Origin of the sequence: Pseudomonas sp. Root71 (assembly GCF_001429045.1) — a bacterium.
GTDB classification, from domain to species: domain Bacteria; phylum Pseudomonadota; class Gammaproteobacteria; order Pseudomonadales; family Pseudomonadaceae; genus Aquipseudomonas; species Aquipseudomonas monachiensis.
In genome coordinates, this window is record NZ_LMHY01000002.1 from 158,870 (window position 1) to 174,210 (window position 15,341).

Genomic DNA, 15,341 nt, shown 5'->3' on the forward strand with positions numbered 1-15,341 from the left:
CCTCAGAAGCCGGTTGGGGTGCGGGTGTGCCAGTCAGTGTTCAACTGGTACTGGTGCGCAACGTTGAGCAAGCGGCCTTCCTGGAAATACGGGGCGAGCAGTTGCACGCCGACCGGCAGACCGTCGACAAAACCTGCCGGCATGGACAAGCCCGGCAGACCCGCGAGGTTGGCGGTGATGGTGTAGACGTCTTCCAGGTACGCAGCGACCGGGTCGCTGTTCTTGGCGCCAAGCTTCCAGGCCGGGTTCGGCGTGGTTGGGCCGAGGATGATGTCGACCTCATTGAAGGCCGCCATGAAGTCGTTTTTGATCAAGCGACGAATCTTCTGCGCCTTCAGGTAATAGGCGTCGTAGTAACCGGCGGACAGCGCGTAGGCACCGACCATGATCCGGCGCTGTACTTCCGGGCCGAAGCCTTCGCCACGGGAGCGTTTGTACAGGTCGATCAGGTTGACCGGGTTTTCACAGCGGTAGCCGAAGCGCACGCCGTCGAAACGCGACAGGTTGGACGAGGCTTCCGCCGGGGCGATCACGTAGTACGCAGGGATCGCGTGCTGCATGTTCGGCAGGCTGATTTCCTTGATCACGGCGCCGAGCTTTTCCAGCTCCTTGACGCTGTTGTGGATCAGCTCTGCGATGCGCGGGTCGAGACCGGCGCTGAAGTATTCCTTCGGCACGCCGATGCGCAGGCCTTGCAGCGAGCCGTTGAGGCTGGCGCTGTAGTCCGGTACGGGCTCATCGATGCTGGTGGAGTCGTTCGGATCGAAGCCTGCCATACCTTGCAACATAATCGCGCAGTCTTCGGCGGTGCGTGCCATCGGGCCGCCCTGGTCGAGGCTGGACGCGTAGGCAATCATGCCCCAGCGCGAAACACGACCGTAGGTCGGTTTCAGGCCGGTGAGGTTGGTCAGGGCCGCAGGCTGACGAATCGAACCGCCCGTGTCGGTGCCGGTGGCCGCAGGCAACAGACGAGCGGCAACCGCCGCAGCGGAGCCGCCGGACGAACCGCCCGGAACGTGTTCCAGGTTCCACGGGTTTTTCACCGCGCCGTAGTAGCTCGACTCGTTGGCCGACCCCATGGCGAATTCGTCCATGTTGGTCTTGCCCAGGGTCACGGCCCCGGCCGCAGCCAGTTTGGCGACCACGGTGGCGTCGTACGGTGCTTTAAAGTTGTCGAGCATCTTCGAGCCGCAGCTGGTGCGAATGCCCTGGGTGCAGAACAGGTCTTTGTGGGCGATCGGCGCGCCGAGCAGGGCGCCGCTCTCACCGTTGGCCCGGCGGGCATCGGCGGCTTTCGCCTGCGTCAGCGCCAGGTCCTCGGTGAGGCTGATGAAACTGTTGAGCTGCGGATCGAGCTGGGCGATGCGCGCCAGCAGGACCTTGGTCAGCTCTTCGGAGGAAAACTTTTTATCGGCGAGTCCGCGGGCGATCTCGGCCAGAGTCAATTGATGCATTGCAGGCTCTTTCCCTATTAGTCGATGACTTTCGGAACCAGGTACAGGCCGTTTTCGACCGCTGGTGCGATGGACTGGTAGGCCTCGCGGTGATTGGTCTCGGTCACGACGTCTGCGCGCAGGCGCTGGCTGGCTTCCAGTGGGTGGGCCAGCGGTTCGATACCGTCGGTATTGACCGCCTGCATTTCGTCGACCAGCCCGAGAATGCTGTTGAGGGCCGAAGTGATGTGTGGAAGATCGGCATCATTGAGGCCAAGGCAGGCCAGATGAGCGATTTTTTCCACGTCGGAGCGTTCAAGCGCCATGGGATTCTCCAGTGGAAAACAAAACGGACCGCGTCCGTGTGTTAGATTGTCGGAACACTACCGCACTTCTACGGTCATAAGGCCGCGATTGTGGGGCTTGGTGCACAGAAAAGCGGCCAATTTAACATATTGGCGCCTTGCCCAAAATCCCTGTCGTTGTTAGAGTTTGCCGCACTTTTTTACCCACGCGTTGCCTAGGGTCCCTTTCCCATGTTCAAGAAACTGCGTGGCATGTTTTCCAGCGATCTTTCCATTGACCTGGGCACTGCCAACACCCTTATTTACGTGCGCGAGCGCGGTATCGTCCTGAATGAGCCATCGGTTGTGGCCATTCGGACACACGGTAACCAGAAAAGTGTCGTTGCTGTCGGCACCGAAGCCAAGCGCATGCTGGGCCGTACGCCGGGCAACATTGCTGCCATTCGTCCGATGAAGGACGGCGTGATCGCCGACTTCAGCGTGTGCGAAAAAATGCTGCAGTACTTCATCAACAAGGTTCACGAAAACAGCTTCCTGCAGCCTAGCCCTCGCGTGTTGATCTGCGTTCCGTGCAAATCCACCCAGGTTGAGCGTCGTGCAATCCGTGAATCGGCCCTCGGTGCCGGTGCCCGTGAAGTGTTCCTGATCGAAGAGCCAATGGCTGCTGCGATCGGTGCCGGCCTGCCGGTAGAAGAAGCTCGCGGTTCGATGGTCGTGGATATCGGTGGCGGTACCACTGAAATCGCACTGATCTCCCTGAACGGTGTGGTTTACGCCGAATCCGTGCGCGTTGGCGGCGACCGCTTCGACGAAGCGATCATCACCTACGTGCGTCGCAACTACGGCAGCCTGATCGGTGAGTCCACCGCCGAACGTATCAAACAGGAAATCGGTACCGCCTACCCGGGCGGCGAAGTTCGCGAAGTCGACGTTCGCGGCCGTAACCTGGCCGAAGGCGTTCCACGGGCATTTACCCTGAACTCCAACGAAGTGCTGGAAGCTCTGCAAGAGTCCCTGGCGACCATCGTTCAGGCGGTGAAAAGCGCCCTGGAGCAATCGCCGCCGGAACTGGCTTCCGACATCGCCGAGCGTGGCCTGGTACTGACCGGTGGTGGCGCCTTGCTGCGTGACCTGGACAAATTGCTGGCCCAGGAGACTGGTCTGCCGGTGATCGTTGCCGAAGACCCGCTGACCTGCGTTGCTCGCGGCGGTGGCCGTGCATTGGAAATGATGGATAAACACACCATGGACCTGCTTTCCAGCGAATAAGTCGCCGGATTGCCTCTATGCTGTTGAGCGCGCAGGCGGCACTTTGCAGTGCTGCCTGTTCGCGTTTATCTTCTGTCAGTCTGCATCCAGGCCGGATTGCTGCCGTATGAATAAACAGAACATTTGCCTGGGAGGAGCGGCTTATTAAACCGCTTTTCACCAAGGGCCCTTCACTGGGCGTGCGCCTGTTGGTGCTGGTCGTGCTATCGGTCGCGCTGATGGTGGTCGATGCCCGTTTCAGTCTGCTCAAGCCTGCACGCAGCCAGATGTCGCTGGTGCTGATGGACGCCTACTGGATCACCGACCTGCCCGGACGACTGTGGGAAGGCGTTGCCAGTCAGTTTGGCAGCCGGACCGAACTCGTCGCCGAAAACGAAAAACTCAAGACTGAAAACCTGCTGTTGCAGGGGCGCATGCAGAAGCTGGCCGCCCTGACCGAGCAGAACGTTCGGCTGCGCGAGTTGCTCAACTCTTCGGCACTGGTCAATGAGAAGGTCGAAGTGGCCGAGTTGATCGGCATGGACCCCAACCCCTTTACCCATCGCATCATCATCAATAAAGGTGAGCGCGACGGCGTGGTCCTCGGTCAGCCGGTACTCGATGCCCGTGGCCTGATGGGGCAGGTGGTCGAGTTGATGCCCTACACCTCCCGCGTCTTGCTGCTGACCGATACCACCCACAGCATTCCGGTGCAGGTGAACCGTAACGGTTTGCGGGCGATCGCCAGCGGCACCGGCAACCCGGAGCGTCTCGAGTTGCGGCATGTGGCCGATACCGCCGACATCAAGGAAGGCGACTTGCTGGTCAGCTCCGGCCTCGGTCAGCGTTTCCCGGCGGGTTATCCGGTGGCGACGGTCAAGGAAGTGATTCACGATTCCGGCCAGCCGTTTGCCATTGTCCGCGCCGTTCCAACCGCCGCCTTGAACCGTAGCCGTTACCTGCTGCTGGTGTTCAGCGACAACCGGACCGCCGAAGAGCGCGTCAACGCTGCCGCCCAGGCTCAGGAAAGCCTGGATGCACAGGGCGGTGGGCCGACCATTCCGGCGACGGTTCCGAAACTGGCCAGCCCTGCAGCCCCCGCTGCACCGGCTGCACCGGCTGCACCGGCTGCCGCACCGGCGATTCCTGCCACGGCGGCGCCTGCGGCCACCGCGCCGGCCAAGCCGGTCACCGCGCCAGCCAAGCCAGCGACCACGCCAGCCAAGCCTGCGGCAGCTAAACCGCCGGCGGCGCAACCCGCTGCCGCGAAGCCTGCGGCCAAACCGCCAGTGTCCGCGCCGGCCACTCCAGTGGGGAGAGAATAATGGGCGGTGTAAAAGCATCCCGAAACGGCTGGATAGTCTGGCTGACGTTTGCCGTCGGCCTGCTGCTGAGTGTTTCACCTCTGCCGCAATTCATGGAAATCCTGCGTCCGTTGTGGCTGGCCTTGTTGCTGGCATTCTGGGCGTTGAACCTGCCGCAGACCGTCGGGATGGTGACGGCGTTTTGCCTGGGGCTGGCTGAAGACGTGCTCTACGGTACCTTGCTGGGGCAGAATGCCTTGATCCTGACGCTCATCACCTATTTGGTGCTGGCGCTGCAGCAACGCCTGCGGATGTTCCCGATGTGGCAGCAGAGCCTGGTGATCCTGGTGATCTTCGGCCTCGCCCAGCTTGTACAACTGTGGCTCAGTGCCTTGACCGGCAATCGTCAGCCGACGCTGGCGCTGGTGCTGCCGGCACTGGTCAGTGCGCTGCTCTGGCCCTGGATCAGTTTCGGTTTGCGCGGACTGCGTCGACGCTACAAAATCAATTAATTCGCTCAGGCATTGGACAGGGAGAGGTCTTGATGAAACGGTTGTACCTCGCCTCTGGTTCGCCGCGTCGACGTGAACTGCTCACGCAGATCGGCGTTCCGTTCTGCGCCGTCAGTGCGGATATCGATGAAACTCCTTTAGCTCAAGAATCCCCGTCGGCCTATGTCGAGCGTCTGGCGCGCGGCAAGGCCGAGGCCGGGCGCGGCAGCGTCGTGTCTGACGAACCGTTCTGTGTGCTCGGTGCCGATACCGCCGTGGTGCTCGATGGAAAAATTCTCGGCAAACCGGTTGATCAGGCGGATGCGTGCGCCATGCTGATGATGCTGTCAGGGTGTGAGCATGAAGTGCTGACCGCGATTGCCGTGCTCGATGGCGAACGTTGCGAATCCCGGGTTGTCACCAGCCGCGTGCGTTTTCGGGATATCAGTCGTGAAGAAGCCGTGGCCTACTGGGCCAGCGGCGAACCACAGGACAAGGCGGGCGGTTATGGCATTCAAGGACTGGGTGCGGTGTTTGTCGCCGGGCTCGATGGAAGTTATTCAGCGGTGGTCGGACTGCCGCTTTGCGAAACCGCGGAACTGCTCGGCCATTTCGGCATACCCTGTTGGCAACCCTGGAACGCACACCAAGCAACGTTTTGAACAGATGCGGCCATTATCGTGAACATGCCTGAACGAGACCCTGCCATGAGTGAAGAGATTCTGATCAACATCACGCCGATGGAATCGCGCGTGGCGGTGGTCGAAAACGGTGTCCTGCAAGAGGTCCACGTCGAGCGTACGCAAAAGCGCGGGATCGTCGGCAACATCTATAAAGGCAAAGTCGTGCGGGTATTGCCGGGAATGCAGGCGGCATTCGTCGATATCGGCCTGGACCGTGCCGCGTTCATTCATGCGTCGGAAATTTCCCTGCGCGAAGGCCCGGCGGTCGAAAGCATCAGTGCTCTGGTGCACGAAGGCCAGAGCCTGGTGGTGCAAGTGACCAAGGATCCGATCGGTTCCAAGGGCGCACGCCTGACCACCCAGCTCTCGATTCCTTCGCGTTACCTGGTGTACATGCCGCGCACCGCTCACGTTGGCATTTCCCTGAAGATCGAAGACGAAGCCGAGCGCGACCGCCTCAAGCAGGTGGTCACCGACTGCGTGGCCAAGGAAGGGATCAAGGAGGCCGGCGGTTTCATCCTGCGCACGGCAGCCGAAGGTGCCGGCGCCGATGAAATCCTCATGGACATCCGTTATCTGCGCCGTCTCTGGGATCAGATCAACGCCCAGATCAAAACGATCAGTGCGCCTAGCGTGATCTACGAAGACCTCGGTCTGGCGCTGCGCACTCTGCGTGACCTGGTGAGCCCGAAAATCGAGAAGATCCGCATCGACTCCCGGGAAACCTTCCAGAAAACCACGCAATTCGTCGCCGAACTGATGCCCGAGATTGCTGACCGCCTGGAGCATTACCCGGGTGAGCGGCCGATTTTCGACCTGTATGGCGTCGAAGACGAAATCCAGAAGGCGCTCGAGCGCAAGGTCCCGCTCAAGTCCGGCGGTTATCTGGTGGTCGATCCGGCGGAAGCCATGAGCACCATCGACGTCAACACAGGGGCATTTGTCGGCCATCGCAATCTCGAAGAGACCATCTTCAAGACCAACCTCGAAGCCGCGACGGCCATCGCCCGTCAATTGCGTCTGCGTAACCTGGGCGGAATCATCATCATCGACTTCATCGACATGGAAGATGAAGAGCACCAGCGCCAGGTGTTGCGCACACTCGAAAAGCAACTGGAGCGCGATCACGCCAAGACCAACATCATCGGTATCACCGAGTTGGGCCTGGTGCAGATGACCCGCAAGCGCACCCGCGAAAGCCTTGAGCAAGTGCTATGCGAACCGTGCAATGCCTGTCAGGGGCGGGGCAAGCTCAAGACCCCGGAAACCGTTTGCTACGAAATCTTCCGCGAAATCCTGCGTGAGGCTCGCGCCTATCAGGCGGAAGGCTATCGTGTATTGGCAAACCAGAAAGTGGTGGACCGCCTGCTCGACGAAGAGTCGGGTAACGTCGCCGAGCTCGAAGGATTTATTGGGCGCACCATCCGCTTTCAGGTCGAAACCATGTATTCCCAGGAACAATACGACGTGGTGCTGCTCTGAAGCGTTTCGTCTTGATTGTTCGAGAAGGGCTGGCCTCAGCTTTTTGCAAAACTTTTGCCATGGGAGCCACCTGACATGGATCGTCTGACACGCATTTTGGCTGTTCTGACCCGCTGGGGGCTGGGCCTGTGCGCGTTGGTTTTGGTGTTGATGGCGCTCTACGTCAGCCTTGGCCGGGAGCTGACGCCGTTAGTCGCCGAGTACCGTGCCGACATCGAGACCAAAGCCAGCGATGCCTTGGGCATGCCGTTGCAAATCGGCGAACTCGAAGGCAACTGGAGTGGATTCGCCCCCATATTGATGGCCCGCGACGTGACAGTCGGCGAGGGCGCCAATGCCTTGCGCCTGGATCAGGTGCGCGCGGTACCGGACCTTTGGGCCAGCCTGTTGGCCCGTCAGGTACGCATCGCTCATCTGGAATTCAGCGGTCTGAAGATCAACCTCAAGCAAGCCGAAGACGGTCAATGGGCGCTGGAAGGTCTGCCGGTGAAGCAGGACCAGCCCGCCGATCCGGAGCAACTGCTCAATCGCATGCAGATGATCCAGCAACTGTCGGTGCTCGACAGCCAGGTAACCTTGCAGCCGTTTGGCGAATCGCCGCTGACCCTGACTTACGTCGGCCTGAATCTGAAGGTCGGGGCGTCACGGCAGCGGCTCGACGCACGGCTGACCCTGCCTGACGGGCAACCGGTGGCCATGAGCCTGCGTACCCGTATTCGAGCCAGTCAATGGAAGGACGGTGAAGCCGAGGTCTACCTGAGCCTGCCGCAAAGCGACTGGTCGAAGTGGTTGCCTGAACGTCTGACCCAGCAGTGGAATTTTTCCGAGATCAAGGCCGGCGGCGAGCTGTGGGTGACCTGGGGCAAAGGCACCTTGCAAAGCGCTGCGGTGCGCTTGAACGCGCCACAACTCAAGGGCGCCTATGCCGAGCGCAAGCCGATCCAGATCAATAACCTGGCGCTCAATGGTTACTTCCAGCGCAGTGCCAAAGGCGCGTCGGTGACTCTGGACTCCCTGGCGATGAACTTCGGGGAGACCCGCTGGGAAACGCATCTGCAGCTCACGCAAAACGCCGCCACTAATAAAACCGAAGAACTCTGGCACCTGCAAGCCGACCGGGTTGATCTCACTCCGCTGACCCCGCTGCTTAACGCCCTGGCGCCGTTCCCGAAAGATTTCGCCACGCTCGTCGAGCGGTTAAAAGTCACGGGTGGCCTGCGTAACGTGCTGGTCGACTTCCGCCCCAATGCCACCGACGACAGCAAGTTCGGGTTTGCCGCCAACCTCGACCAGGTAGGCTTCGACGCCTATCACGGTGCGCCGGCGGCACGAAATGTCAGCGGCAGCATCAGCGGTGACCTGGGGCAAGGTGAACTGCGCATGGATAGCAAGGATTTCATGCTGCACCTGGACCCGATATTCGCCAAGCCATGGCAGTACATTCAGGCCAATGCGCGGTTGACCTGGAAGCTCGATAAAGAAAGTTTCACCCTGATCGCGCCGTATCTGAAAGTGCTGGGCGAGGAAGGCAAGATCGCCGGCGACTTCCTGATTCGCCTGCATTTCGATCACACCCGGGAAGACTACATGGACCTGCGGGTCGGTATGGTGGACGGCGACGGTCGCTACACCGCCAAGTACTTGCCGACCGTCCTCAGCCCGGCGCTGGACGAATGGCTGCGCACTGCGATTCTCAAGGGCGCGGTGGATCAGGGCTTCTTCCAGTATCAAGGCTCGCTCAGCCACGGTGCCGCGGACGTTGATCGCAGCATCAGCCTGTTCTTCAAGGTTCACGATGCCGAACTGGCCTTCCAGCCGGGCTGGCCCCATGTCAGCAAGGTCAGCGGCGATGTGTTTGTCGAAGACAGCGGCGTGCGGATTCTGGCCAGCACGGGCCAGTTGCTCGATACGCAGGTCAACGATATCTACGTCAACATTCCCCATGTGCCGACCGGGCAGAACGTTCATTTGTTCCTCGATGGCGGATTTGCCGGCGGTTTGGGCGATGGCCTGAAAATCCTCCAGGAAGCGCCGATCGGCACCGGGCCGACCTTTGCCGGCTGGGAAGGCGAGGGTGACCTGCAAGGCAAGTTGAAGCTGGATATTCCCTTGGCAAAAGGCGAGGAACCGAAGATCCTCGTCGACTTCAAGACCGCCAGGGCACGCTTGAAACTGGCCGAACCTGCGCTGGAACTGAGCCAGCTCAAAGGTGATTTCCGTTTCGACAGCGACGAAGGCCTGAGCGGGCACAACATCAATGCCCGGGCGTTCGACAAGCCCGTCACCGCACGGATTTATGCCGATGGCAGCCCGGGCAGGCTCAAAACCCGGGTGTCCGCGACAGGGCAGGTCGAGGTCAGGAGACTGACCGACTGGCTGAAGGTGACCCAGCCTCTGCCGGTGAGCGGCGTGATCCCGTATCAACTGCAACTGACCCTGGACGGCGCCGACAGCCAGTTGATGGTCAATTCCAGCCTCAAGGGCGTGGCCGTCGATTTGCCTGCACCGTTCGGCATGACTTCCGAGACCGGGCGCGACACGACGTTCCGCATGACGTTGCAGGGCGACGAGCGACGCTATTGGGTCAACTACGGGGATCTGGCGAGTTTCACGTTCGCGGCCCCAGCCAGCAATTTCGCCGATGGTCGCGGGGAATTGTCCCTCGGTGGCGGCGAAGCCGTGTTGCCTGGCACCAAAGGCCTGCGGATACGGGGCGTGCTGTCGGAGCTGGACGTTGGCCCGTGGAAGGATCTGGTGGACAGGTACGCCGGACAAGACCCCGGAGGCAGCGCCAGGCAATTGCTCAGTGGCGCGGATTTCAAGGTCGACAAGCTCAGCGGTATCGGCACTACCCTCGATCAGGCCTCGATCCAGCTGGTGCGCAAGCCTTCTGCCTGGGCTCTGCAACTGGACAGCCAGCAGATCAAGGGCAGTGCCAACCTTCCCGATTCGAAGGCCACGCCAATCGCGATCAATCTTCAAACCGTGCGCCTGCCCGCGCCGGACCCGACCGTGCTGGCCGATGAAAACTCACCGGATCCGCTGGCGTCGGTGGACCCGACGAAAATCCCCGCGATGGACATCACCATCAATCAGCTATTCCAGGGCCAGGATCTGGTGGGGGGCTGGTCGCTGAAGATTCGTCCAACGCCCAAGGGGATCGTGTTCAACTCCCTGGACCTGGGCCTCAAGGGCATTCTGTTGGTGGGCAGCGGCGGCTGGGAAGGCGTGCCGGGTGCCAGCAACAGTTGGTACAAGGGCCGCATCAGCGGCAAGAACCTTGCAGACGTGCTCAAGGGCTGGGGGTTTGCGCCGAGCGTCACCAGCCAGGACTTCTATATGGACGTTGATGGCCGCTGGCCCGGCTCACCGGCCTGGGTGGCGACCAAGCGTTTTTCCGGCACGCTCGATGCGACGCTCAATGAGGGGCAGTTCGTCGAGGTTGAAGGCAGTGCCCAGGCGCTGCGGGTATTTGGCTTGCTCAACTTCAACTCCATCGGCCGGCGCCTGCGCCTGGACTTCTCCGACCTGTTCGGCAAAGGCCTGAGTTATGACCGGGTCAAGGGGCTGCTGGTCGGGACCGATGGTGTGTATGTCACCCGCAAGCCGATCCAGTTGACGGGCCCGTCGAGCACCATTGAACTCGACGGCACGCTGAACATGGTGGCCGATCAGATCGATGCGAAACTGATGGTGACCTTGCCGGTGACCAATAACCTGCCGATTGCCGCATTAATCGTCGGCGCACCCGCGGTCGGCGGGGCGCTGTTCCTGATTGACAAGCTGATCGGTGACCGGGTCTCCCGTTTCGCCAGTGTGAAGTACACCGTCAAAGGGCCGTGGAAAGAACCGAAGATTACCTTCGACAAGGCTTTTTGAGATCCTTTTGAAAAGGCGCTCGGCAAGCCTATGGAGTAGCATGGCCGCATACGATTCCAGGAGTGCGCCATGTCCGTAGCGGTGATTCAAATGGTCAGCCAGAGCGATGTGCTGGCCAATCTGGCCCAGGCCCGTCGGCTGCTCGAGCAAGCGGCCGACGGTGGCGCGAAACTGGCGGTATTGCCGGAAAACTTCGCCGCCATGGGCCGGCGTGACATAGCCGACATCGGGCGCGCCGAAGCACTGGGTGAAGGCCCGATCCTGCCCTGGTTGAAACAGACCGCACGTGACCTCAAGTTATGGATTGTAGCCGGCACGTTGCCGTTGCCGCCGGTCGATCAGCCGACGGCCAAGGTGCATGCCTGTTCGTTGCTGGTCGATGACCAGGGTGAAACGGTGGCGCGCTACGACAAGCTGCACCTGTTCGACGTCGACGTGGCCGACAATCGCGGCCGTTATCGGGAATCCGATGACTATGCTTATGGCAGTGGGGTCGTGGTGGCGGACACACCGGTTGGACGGGTTGGCCTGACGGTCTGTTACGACTTGCGCTTCCCTGAGTTGTACAGCGAATTGCGCGCGGCCGGCGCGGAACTGATTACCGCCCCTTCGGCCTTCACGGCGGTGACCGGCGCGGCGCATTGGGATGTGCTGATTCGCGCACGGGCCATCGAGACACAATGTTATGTGCTCGCGGCCGCCCAGGGTGGGACGCATCCGGGGCCGCGGGAAACCTTTGGCCATGCCGCCATCATCGACCCGTGGGGGCGTGTGCTGGCACAACAGGATCAAGGCGAGGCCGTGCTGCTGGCCGAACGCGACAGCAGCGAACAGGCGTCCATCCGGGCGCGGATGCCGGTGTCCAGTCACCGGCGCTTTTTCTCGCAGGGCGCCCAGCGACCTGCATCAGAACGACGAATTTAAGGCGTAAAGCATATGAGCGAGTTGTTGTCCTCAGTCAGTGAACACCTGCTGGCGCCCGGTGGCGTCACGATCGAGAGCCTGCAAGGCGTGCTCGGCGACCTGGCCGGGCCGGGCATCGATGCGGCCGACCTGTATTTCCAGGGGCAGATCTCCGAGTCCTGGGCGCTGGAAGACGGTATCGTCAAGGAAGGCAGCTTCAACCTCGACCAAGGTGTGGGCGTGCGCGCGCAATCGGGTGAAAAAACCGGTTTTGCCTACAGCAATGCCATCACCCTGGAAGCCCTTGGCGCGGCGGCGCGGGCCGCCCGTTCGATTTCCCGGGCCGGGCAGCACGGCACCGTACAGGCATTCACCAGCCAGGATGTCGCGCAGTTGTATGCGCCGGACAATCCCCTGGAAGTGCTGACCCGTGCCGAGAAAGTCGATTTGCTCAAGCGAATCGATGCCGCGACCCGCGCCCTCGACCCTCGCATCCAGCAAGTCACCGTGAGTATGGCCGGTGTGTGGGAACGGATTCTGGTGGCTTCCACTGACGGCGGTCTGGCGGCGGATGTGCGCCCGCTGGTGCGTTTCAATGTCAGCGTGATCGTCGAGCAGAACGGCCGTCGCGAGCGCGGCGGTCATGGCGGTGGCGGTCGCACCGATTACCGTTATTTCCTCGGCGAAGACCGCGCCATGGGCTATGCCCGTGAAGCGTTGCGCCAGGCGCTGGTCAACCTGGAAGCCATTCCGGCCCCGGCCGGTACCTTGCCGGTGGTGCTCGGTTCAGGCTGGTCGGGCGTACTGCTGCACGAAGCCGTCGGTCATGGCCTGGAAGGCGATTTCAACCGCAAGGGCAGTTCGGCTTATAGCGGGCGCATGGGCGAGATGGTTGCGTCGAAGCTGTGCACCATTGTCGATGATGGCACCCTGGCCGGTCGCCGTGGCTCGTTGAGCGTCGACGACGAAGGCACGCCGACCGAGTGCACCACGCTGATCGAAAACGGCGTCCTCAAGGGCTACATGCAGGACAAGCTCAACGCCCGCCTGATGGGCGTGGCACGCACCGGTAACGGTCGTCGCGAATCCTACGCGCACTTGCCGATGCCGCGCATGACCAACACCTACATGCTCGCTGGCGAAAGCGACCCGGCGGAAATCATCGCCTCGGTGAAGCGTGGCATCTACTGCGCCAACCTGGGTGGCGGTCAGGTGGACATCACCAGCGGCAAGTTCGTGTTCTCCACCAGCGAGGCGTACCTGATCGAGGACGGCAAGATCACCGCTCCGGTCAAGGGCGCGACCCTGATCGGCAACGGGCCGGAAGCCATGAGCAAGGTATCGATGGTTGGTAATGATCTGTCGCTGGACAGCGGCGTGGGCACGTGTGGCAAGGATGGGCAGTCGGTGCCGGTGGGTGTCGGCCAGCCAACGCTGAAGATTGATGCGATCACCGTGGGTGGCACGGGCGCATAACGACGGGGATATCCCCTGTAGGAGCTGCCGTAGGCTGCGATCTTTACCCAGACAATTGAGTTCTGAGCGAAAGATCAAAAGATCGCAGCCTTCGGCAGCTCCTACAGGACGGGAAGGGCGTTACTCAGCGCAGACCGCGTTGAGTCTCGTCCAGCTCACGGATGTACTTGAAGATTTTACGGCTGGAAGCAGGAGGCTTGTTTTGCGCAACCTCATGCTGGGCCTGACGGATCAGGGAACGCAATTGCTGGCGGTCCGCGTCCGGGTAATCGACGACGAACTTTTCCAGAACGGCATCGTCGCCGGCAATCAGACGATCACGCCAGCGCTCCAGGTTATGGAAGCGTTCGTTGTATTGACGGGTGGAGGCATCGAGTTGATCGAGCAGAACCAGAATGGCGGCAGTGTCCTGATCGCGCATCAGTTTACCGATGAACTGAAGGTGCCGTTTACGCGCGATATTCGCGGTGTGCTTGGGCGCATCGGCCAGAGCCCGACGCATTCCGTCGGTCAAGGGCAGTTTTGCCAGCAAGTCAGGCTTGAGTGTTGTAAGGCGCTCGCCAAGGTCAACCAGAGCATGCAGCTCGCGTTTTACCTGGGATTTGCTTTTTTCTCCCGTATCGAGGGAGTCGTCGTAAGAATCAACCATGGTGGCCGTCCGCAAAGAAACGCCGCCATGATAACCAGTCGGGGGCCGCTTGTCCGGCCCGGTCGCTCGATGACCGTTACCGAAAGCAGAATTTGAGTGGAGAACAGCATGAGTGCAGTTGAAAGCGTCGGCCCACAAGCGTTGCCGGCACTGCAGGAACAAGTCGAGCAGATCATCGCTGAAGCCAAACGCCAGGGCGCCAGTGCCTGTGAAGTGGCGGTGTCACTGGAGCAGGGATTGTCGACCACGGTGCGCCAGCGTGAAGTCGAAACCGTTGAATTCAACCGCGACCAGGGTTTTGGCATCACCTTGTACGTCGGTCAGCGCAAAGGCTCGGCCAGCACTTCGGCCAGCGGCCCTGATGCGATTCGCGAAACCGTCGCCGCTGCACTGGCCATCGCCAAGCACACCTCGGAAGACGAAGCCTCGGGTCTTGCGGATGCCGCGCTGATGGCGCGGGATATTCAGGATTTCGACCTGTTCCACCAATGGGACATCACGCCGGAACAAGCCATCGAACAGGCCCTGGCCTGCGAAGCCGCGGCGTTTGCCGCCGACAGCCGGATCAAGAACGCCGACGGCACCACCCTCAGTACCCATCAGGGCTGCCGCGTTTATGGCAATAGCCACGGGTTTATCGGCGGTTACGCATCGACTCGCCACAGCCTGAGCTGCGTGATGATCGCCGAGGCCGATGGCCAGATGCAGCGTGATTACTGGTACGACGTGAACCGCCAAGGCAATCTGCTCGCCGACCCGGTGAGCATCGGTCAGCGCGCAGCGCAAAGGGCGGCGAGCCGTCTGGGCGCGCGTCCGGTGCCGACTTGCGAGGTGCCGGTGCTGTTTTCCGCAGAGTTGGCCGGAGGGCTATTCGGCAGTTTCCTGTCGGCGATTTCCGGTGGCAGCCTGTATCGCAAGTCTTCGTTCCTTGAGGGCACTCTCGGGCAGAAGCTGTTTCCGGAGTGGCTGACCATCGACGAGCGTCCGCATCTGATGCGTGCCATGGGCAGCGCAGCGTTCGACGGTGATGGTTTGGCAACCTACGCCAAACCGTTCGTCGAAAAAGGCGAGTTGGTGTCGTATATCCTCGGCACCTATTCCGGCCGCAAGCTCGGCATGCCGAGCACGGCTAACGCCGGCGGCGTGCACAACCTGTTCGTCACCCATGGCGACGAAGACCAGGCCGCCTTGCTGCGGCGCATGGGACGTGGCTTGCTGGTGACTGAATTGATGGGGCAGGGCCTCAACATGGTGACCGGCGATTACTCCCGTGGTGCAGCGGGTTACTGGGTCGAGAACGGTGAAATCCAGTTCGCGGTGCAGGAAGTGACCATCGCCGGCAACATGCGCGACATGTTCAAGCAGATCGTGGCCGTGGGTAACGATCTTGAATTGCGCAGCAACATTCGCACAGGTTCGGTGCTGATCGAGCGGATGACGGTGGCGGGTAGCTAAGCCTCGGCCGCTGTACAAAAAAAAGGCGCGTCA

Annotated in this window: 12 protein-coding genes; 9 read left to right on the plus strand and 3 right to left on the minus strand. The window is 61.2% G+C overall.

What is annotated here, in order from left to right:
- Positions 1-2: 2 nt before the first annotated feature.
- The gene (gatA, locus tag ASD95_RS03930; protein WP_056728337.1) at positions 3-1,454 is read right to left on the minus strand and encodes an Asp-tRNA(Asn)/Glu-tRNA(Gln) amidotransferase subunit GatA; all 1,452 of its coding nucleotides are present in this window, start codon (positions 1,452-1,454) and stop codon (positions 3-5) included.
- Between the two features lie 17 nt (positions 1,455-1,471).
- Positions 1,472-1,759, minus strand: a complete 288-nt coding sequence (gene gatC / locus ASD95_RS03935) for an Asp-tRNA(Asn)/Glu-tRNA(Gln) amidotransferase subunit GatC (protein WP_007901429.1) — start codon at positions 1,757-1,759, stop codon at positions 1,472-1,474.
- A 210-nt stretch (positions 1,760-1,969) separates the two neighbouring features.
- Here gatC and mreB point away from each other — a divergent pair, with 210 nt between their 5' ends.
- The 8 genes from mreB to tldD all read left to right on the plus strand — a co-directional run bounded on the left by mreB (position 1,970) and on the right by tldD (position 13,204).
- Positions 1,970-3,007 carry a rod shape-determining protein MreB gene (gene mreB, locus ASD95_RS03940; protein ID WP_002555108.1) on the plus strand — a complete coding sequence of 346 codons (1,038 nt, stop codon included), beginning with the start codon at positions 1,970-1,972 and terminating at the stop codon, positions 3,005-3,007.
- Positions 3,008-3,150: 143 nt separating this feature from the next.
- A complete protein-coding gene (gene mreC / locus ASD95_RS03945) occupies positions 3,151-4,311 on the plus strand; it encodes a rod shape-determining protein MreC (RefSeq protein ID WP_082563034.1) in 1,161 nt (386 codons plus the stop codon).
- Positions 4,311-4,802 (plus strand): rod shape-determining protein MreD, encoded by a 492-nt coding sequence (mreD, locus tag ASD95_RS03950; protein ID WP_007970244.1) that lies wholly within the window; start codon positions 4,311-4,313, stop codon positions 4,800-4,802. The genes mreC and mreD overlap by 1 nt, the downstream gene beginning before the upstream one ends.
- Positions 4,803-4,834: 32 nt before the next feature.
- The gene (locus ASD95_RS03955) at positions 4,835-5,443 is read left to right on the plus strand and encodes a Maf family protein (protein WP_056728341.1); all 609 of its coding nucleotides are present in this window, start codon (positions 4,835-4,837) and stop codon (positions 5,441-5,443) included.
- 45 nt (positions 5,444-5,488) lie between these two features.
- Positions 5,489-6,946, plus strand: coding sequence for a ribonuclease G (gene rng / locus ASD95_RS03960; protein ID WP_056728345.1), 1,458 nt, complete (start codon positions 5,489-5,491; stop codon positions 6,944-6,946).
- A 75-nt stretch (positions 6,947-7,021) separates the two neighbouring features.
- The gene (locus ASD95_RS03965; protein ID WP_056728347.1) at positions 7,022-10,825 is read left to right on the plus strand and encodes a YhdP family protein; all 3,804 of its coding nucleotides are present in this window, start codon (positions 7,022-7,024) and stop codon (positions 10,823-10,825) included.
- 69 nt (positions 10,826-10,894) lie between these two features.
- On the plus strand, positions 10,895-11,749 hold the full coding sequence (locus ASD95_RS03970) for a carbon-nitrogen hydrolase family protein (protein WP_056728349.1): 855 nt from the start codon (positions 10,895-10,897) through the stop codon (positions 11,747-11,749).
- A gap of 12 nt (positions 11,750-11,761) precedes the next feature.
- Positions 11,762-13,204 (plus strand): metalloprotease TldD, encoded by a 1,443-nt coding sequence (tldD, locus tag ASD95_RS03975; protein WP_056728350.1) that lies wholly within the window; start codon positions 11,762-11,764, stop codon positions 13,202-13,204.
- A 124-nt stretch (positions 13,205-13,328) separates the two neighbouring features.
- Here the strand turns inward: tldD and yjgA are convergent, their stop codons facing one another.
- Positions 13,329-13,853: a ribosome biogenesis factor YjgA gene (gene yjgA / locus ASD95_RS03980; RefSeq protein WP_056728351.1), complete on the minus strand. Its 525-nt coding sequence runs from the start codon at positions 13,851-13,853 to the stop codon at positions 13,329-13,331.
- 108 nt (positions 13,854-13,961) lie between these two features.
- Between yjgA and pmbA the strand changes: the two genes are divergently transcribed.
- Entirely contained in the window at positions 13,962-15,308 is a 1,347-nt protein-coding gene (gene pmbA, locus ASD95_RS03985; RefSeq protein WP_056728352.1) for a metalloprotease PmbA, read from the plus strand.
- Positions 15,309-15,341: the final 33 nt, after the last annotated feature.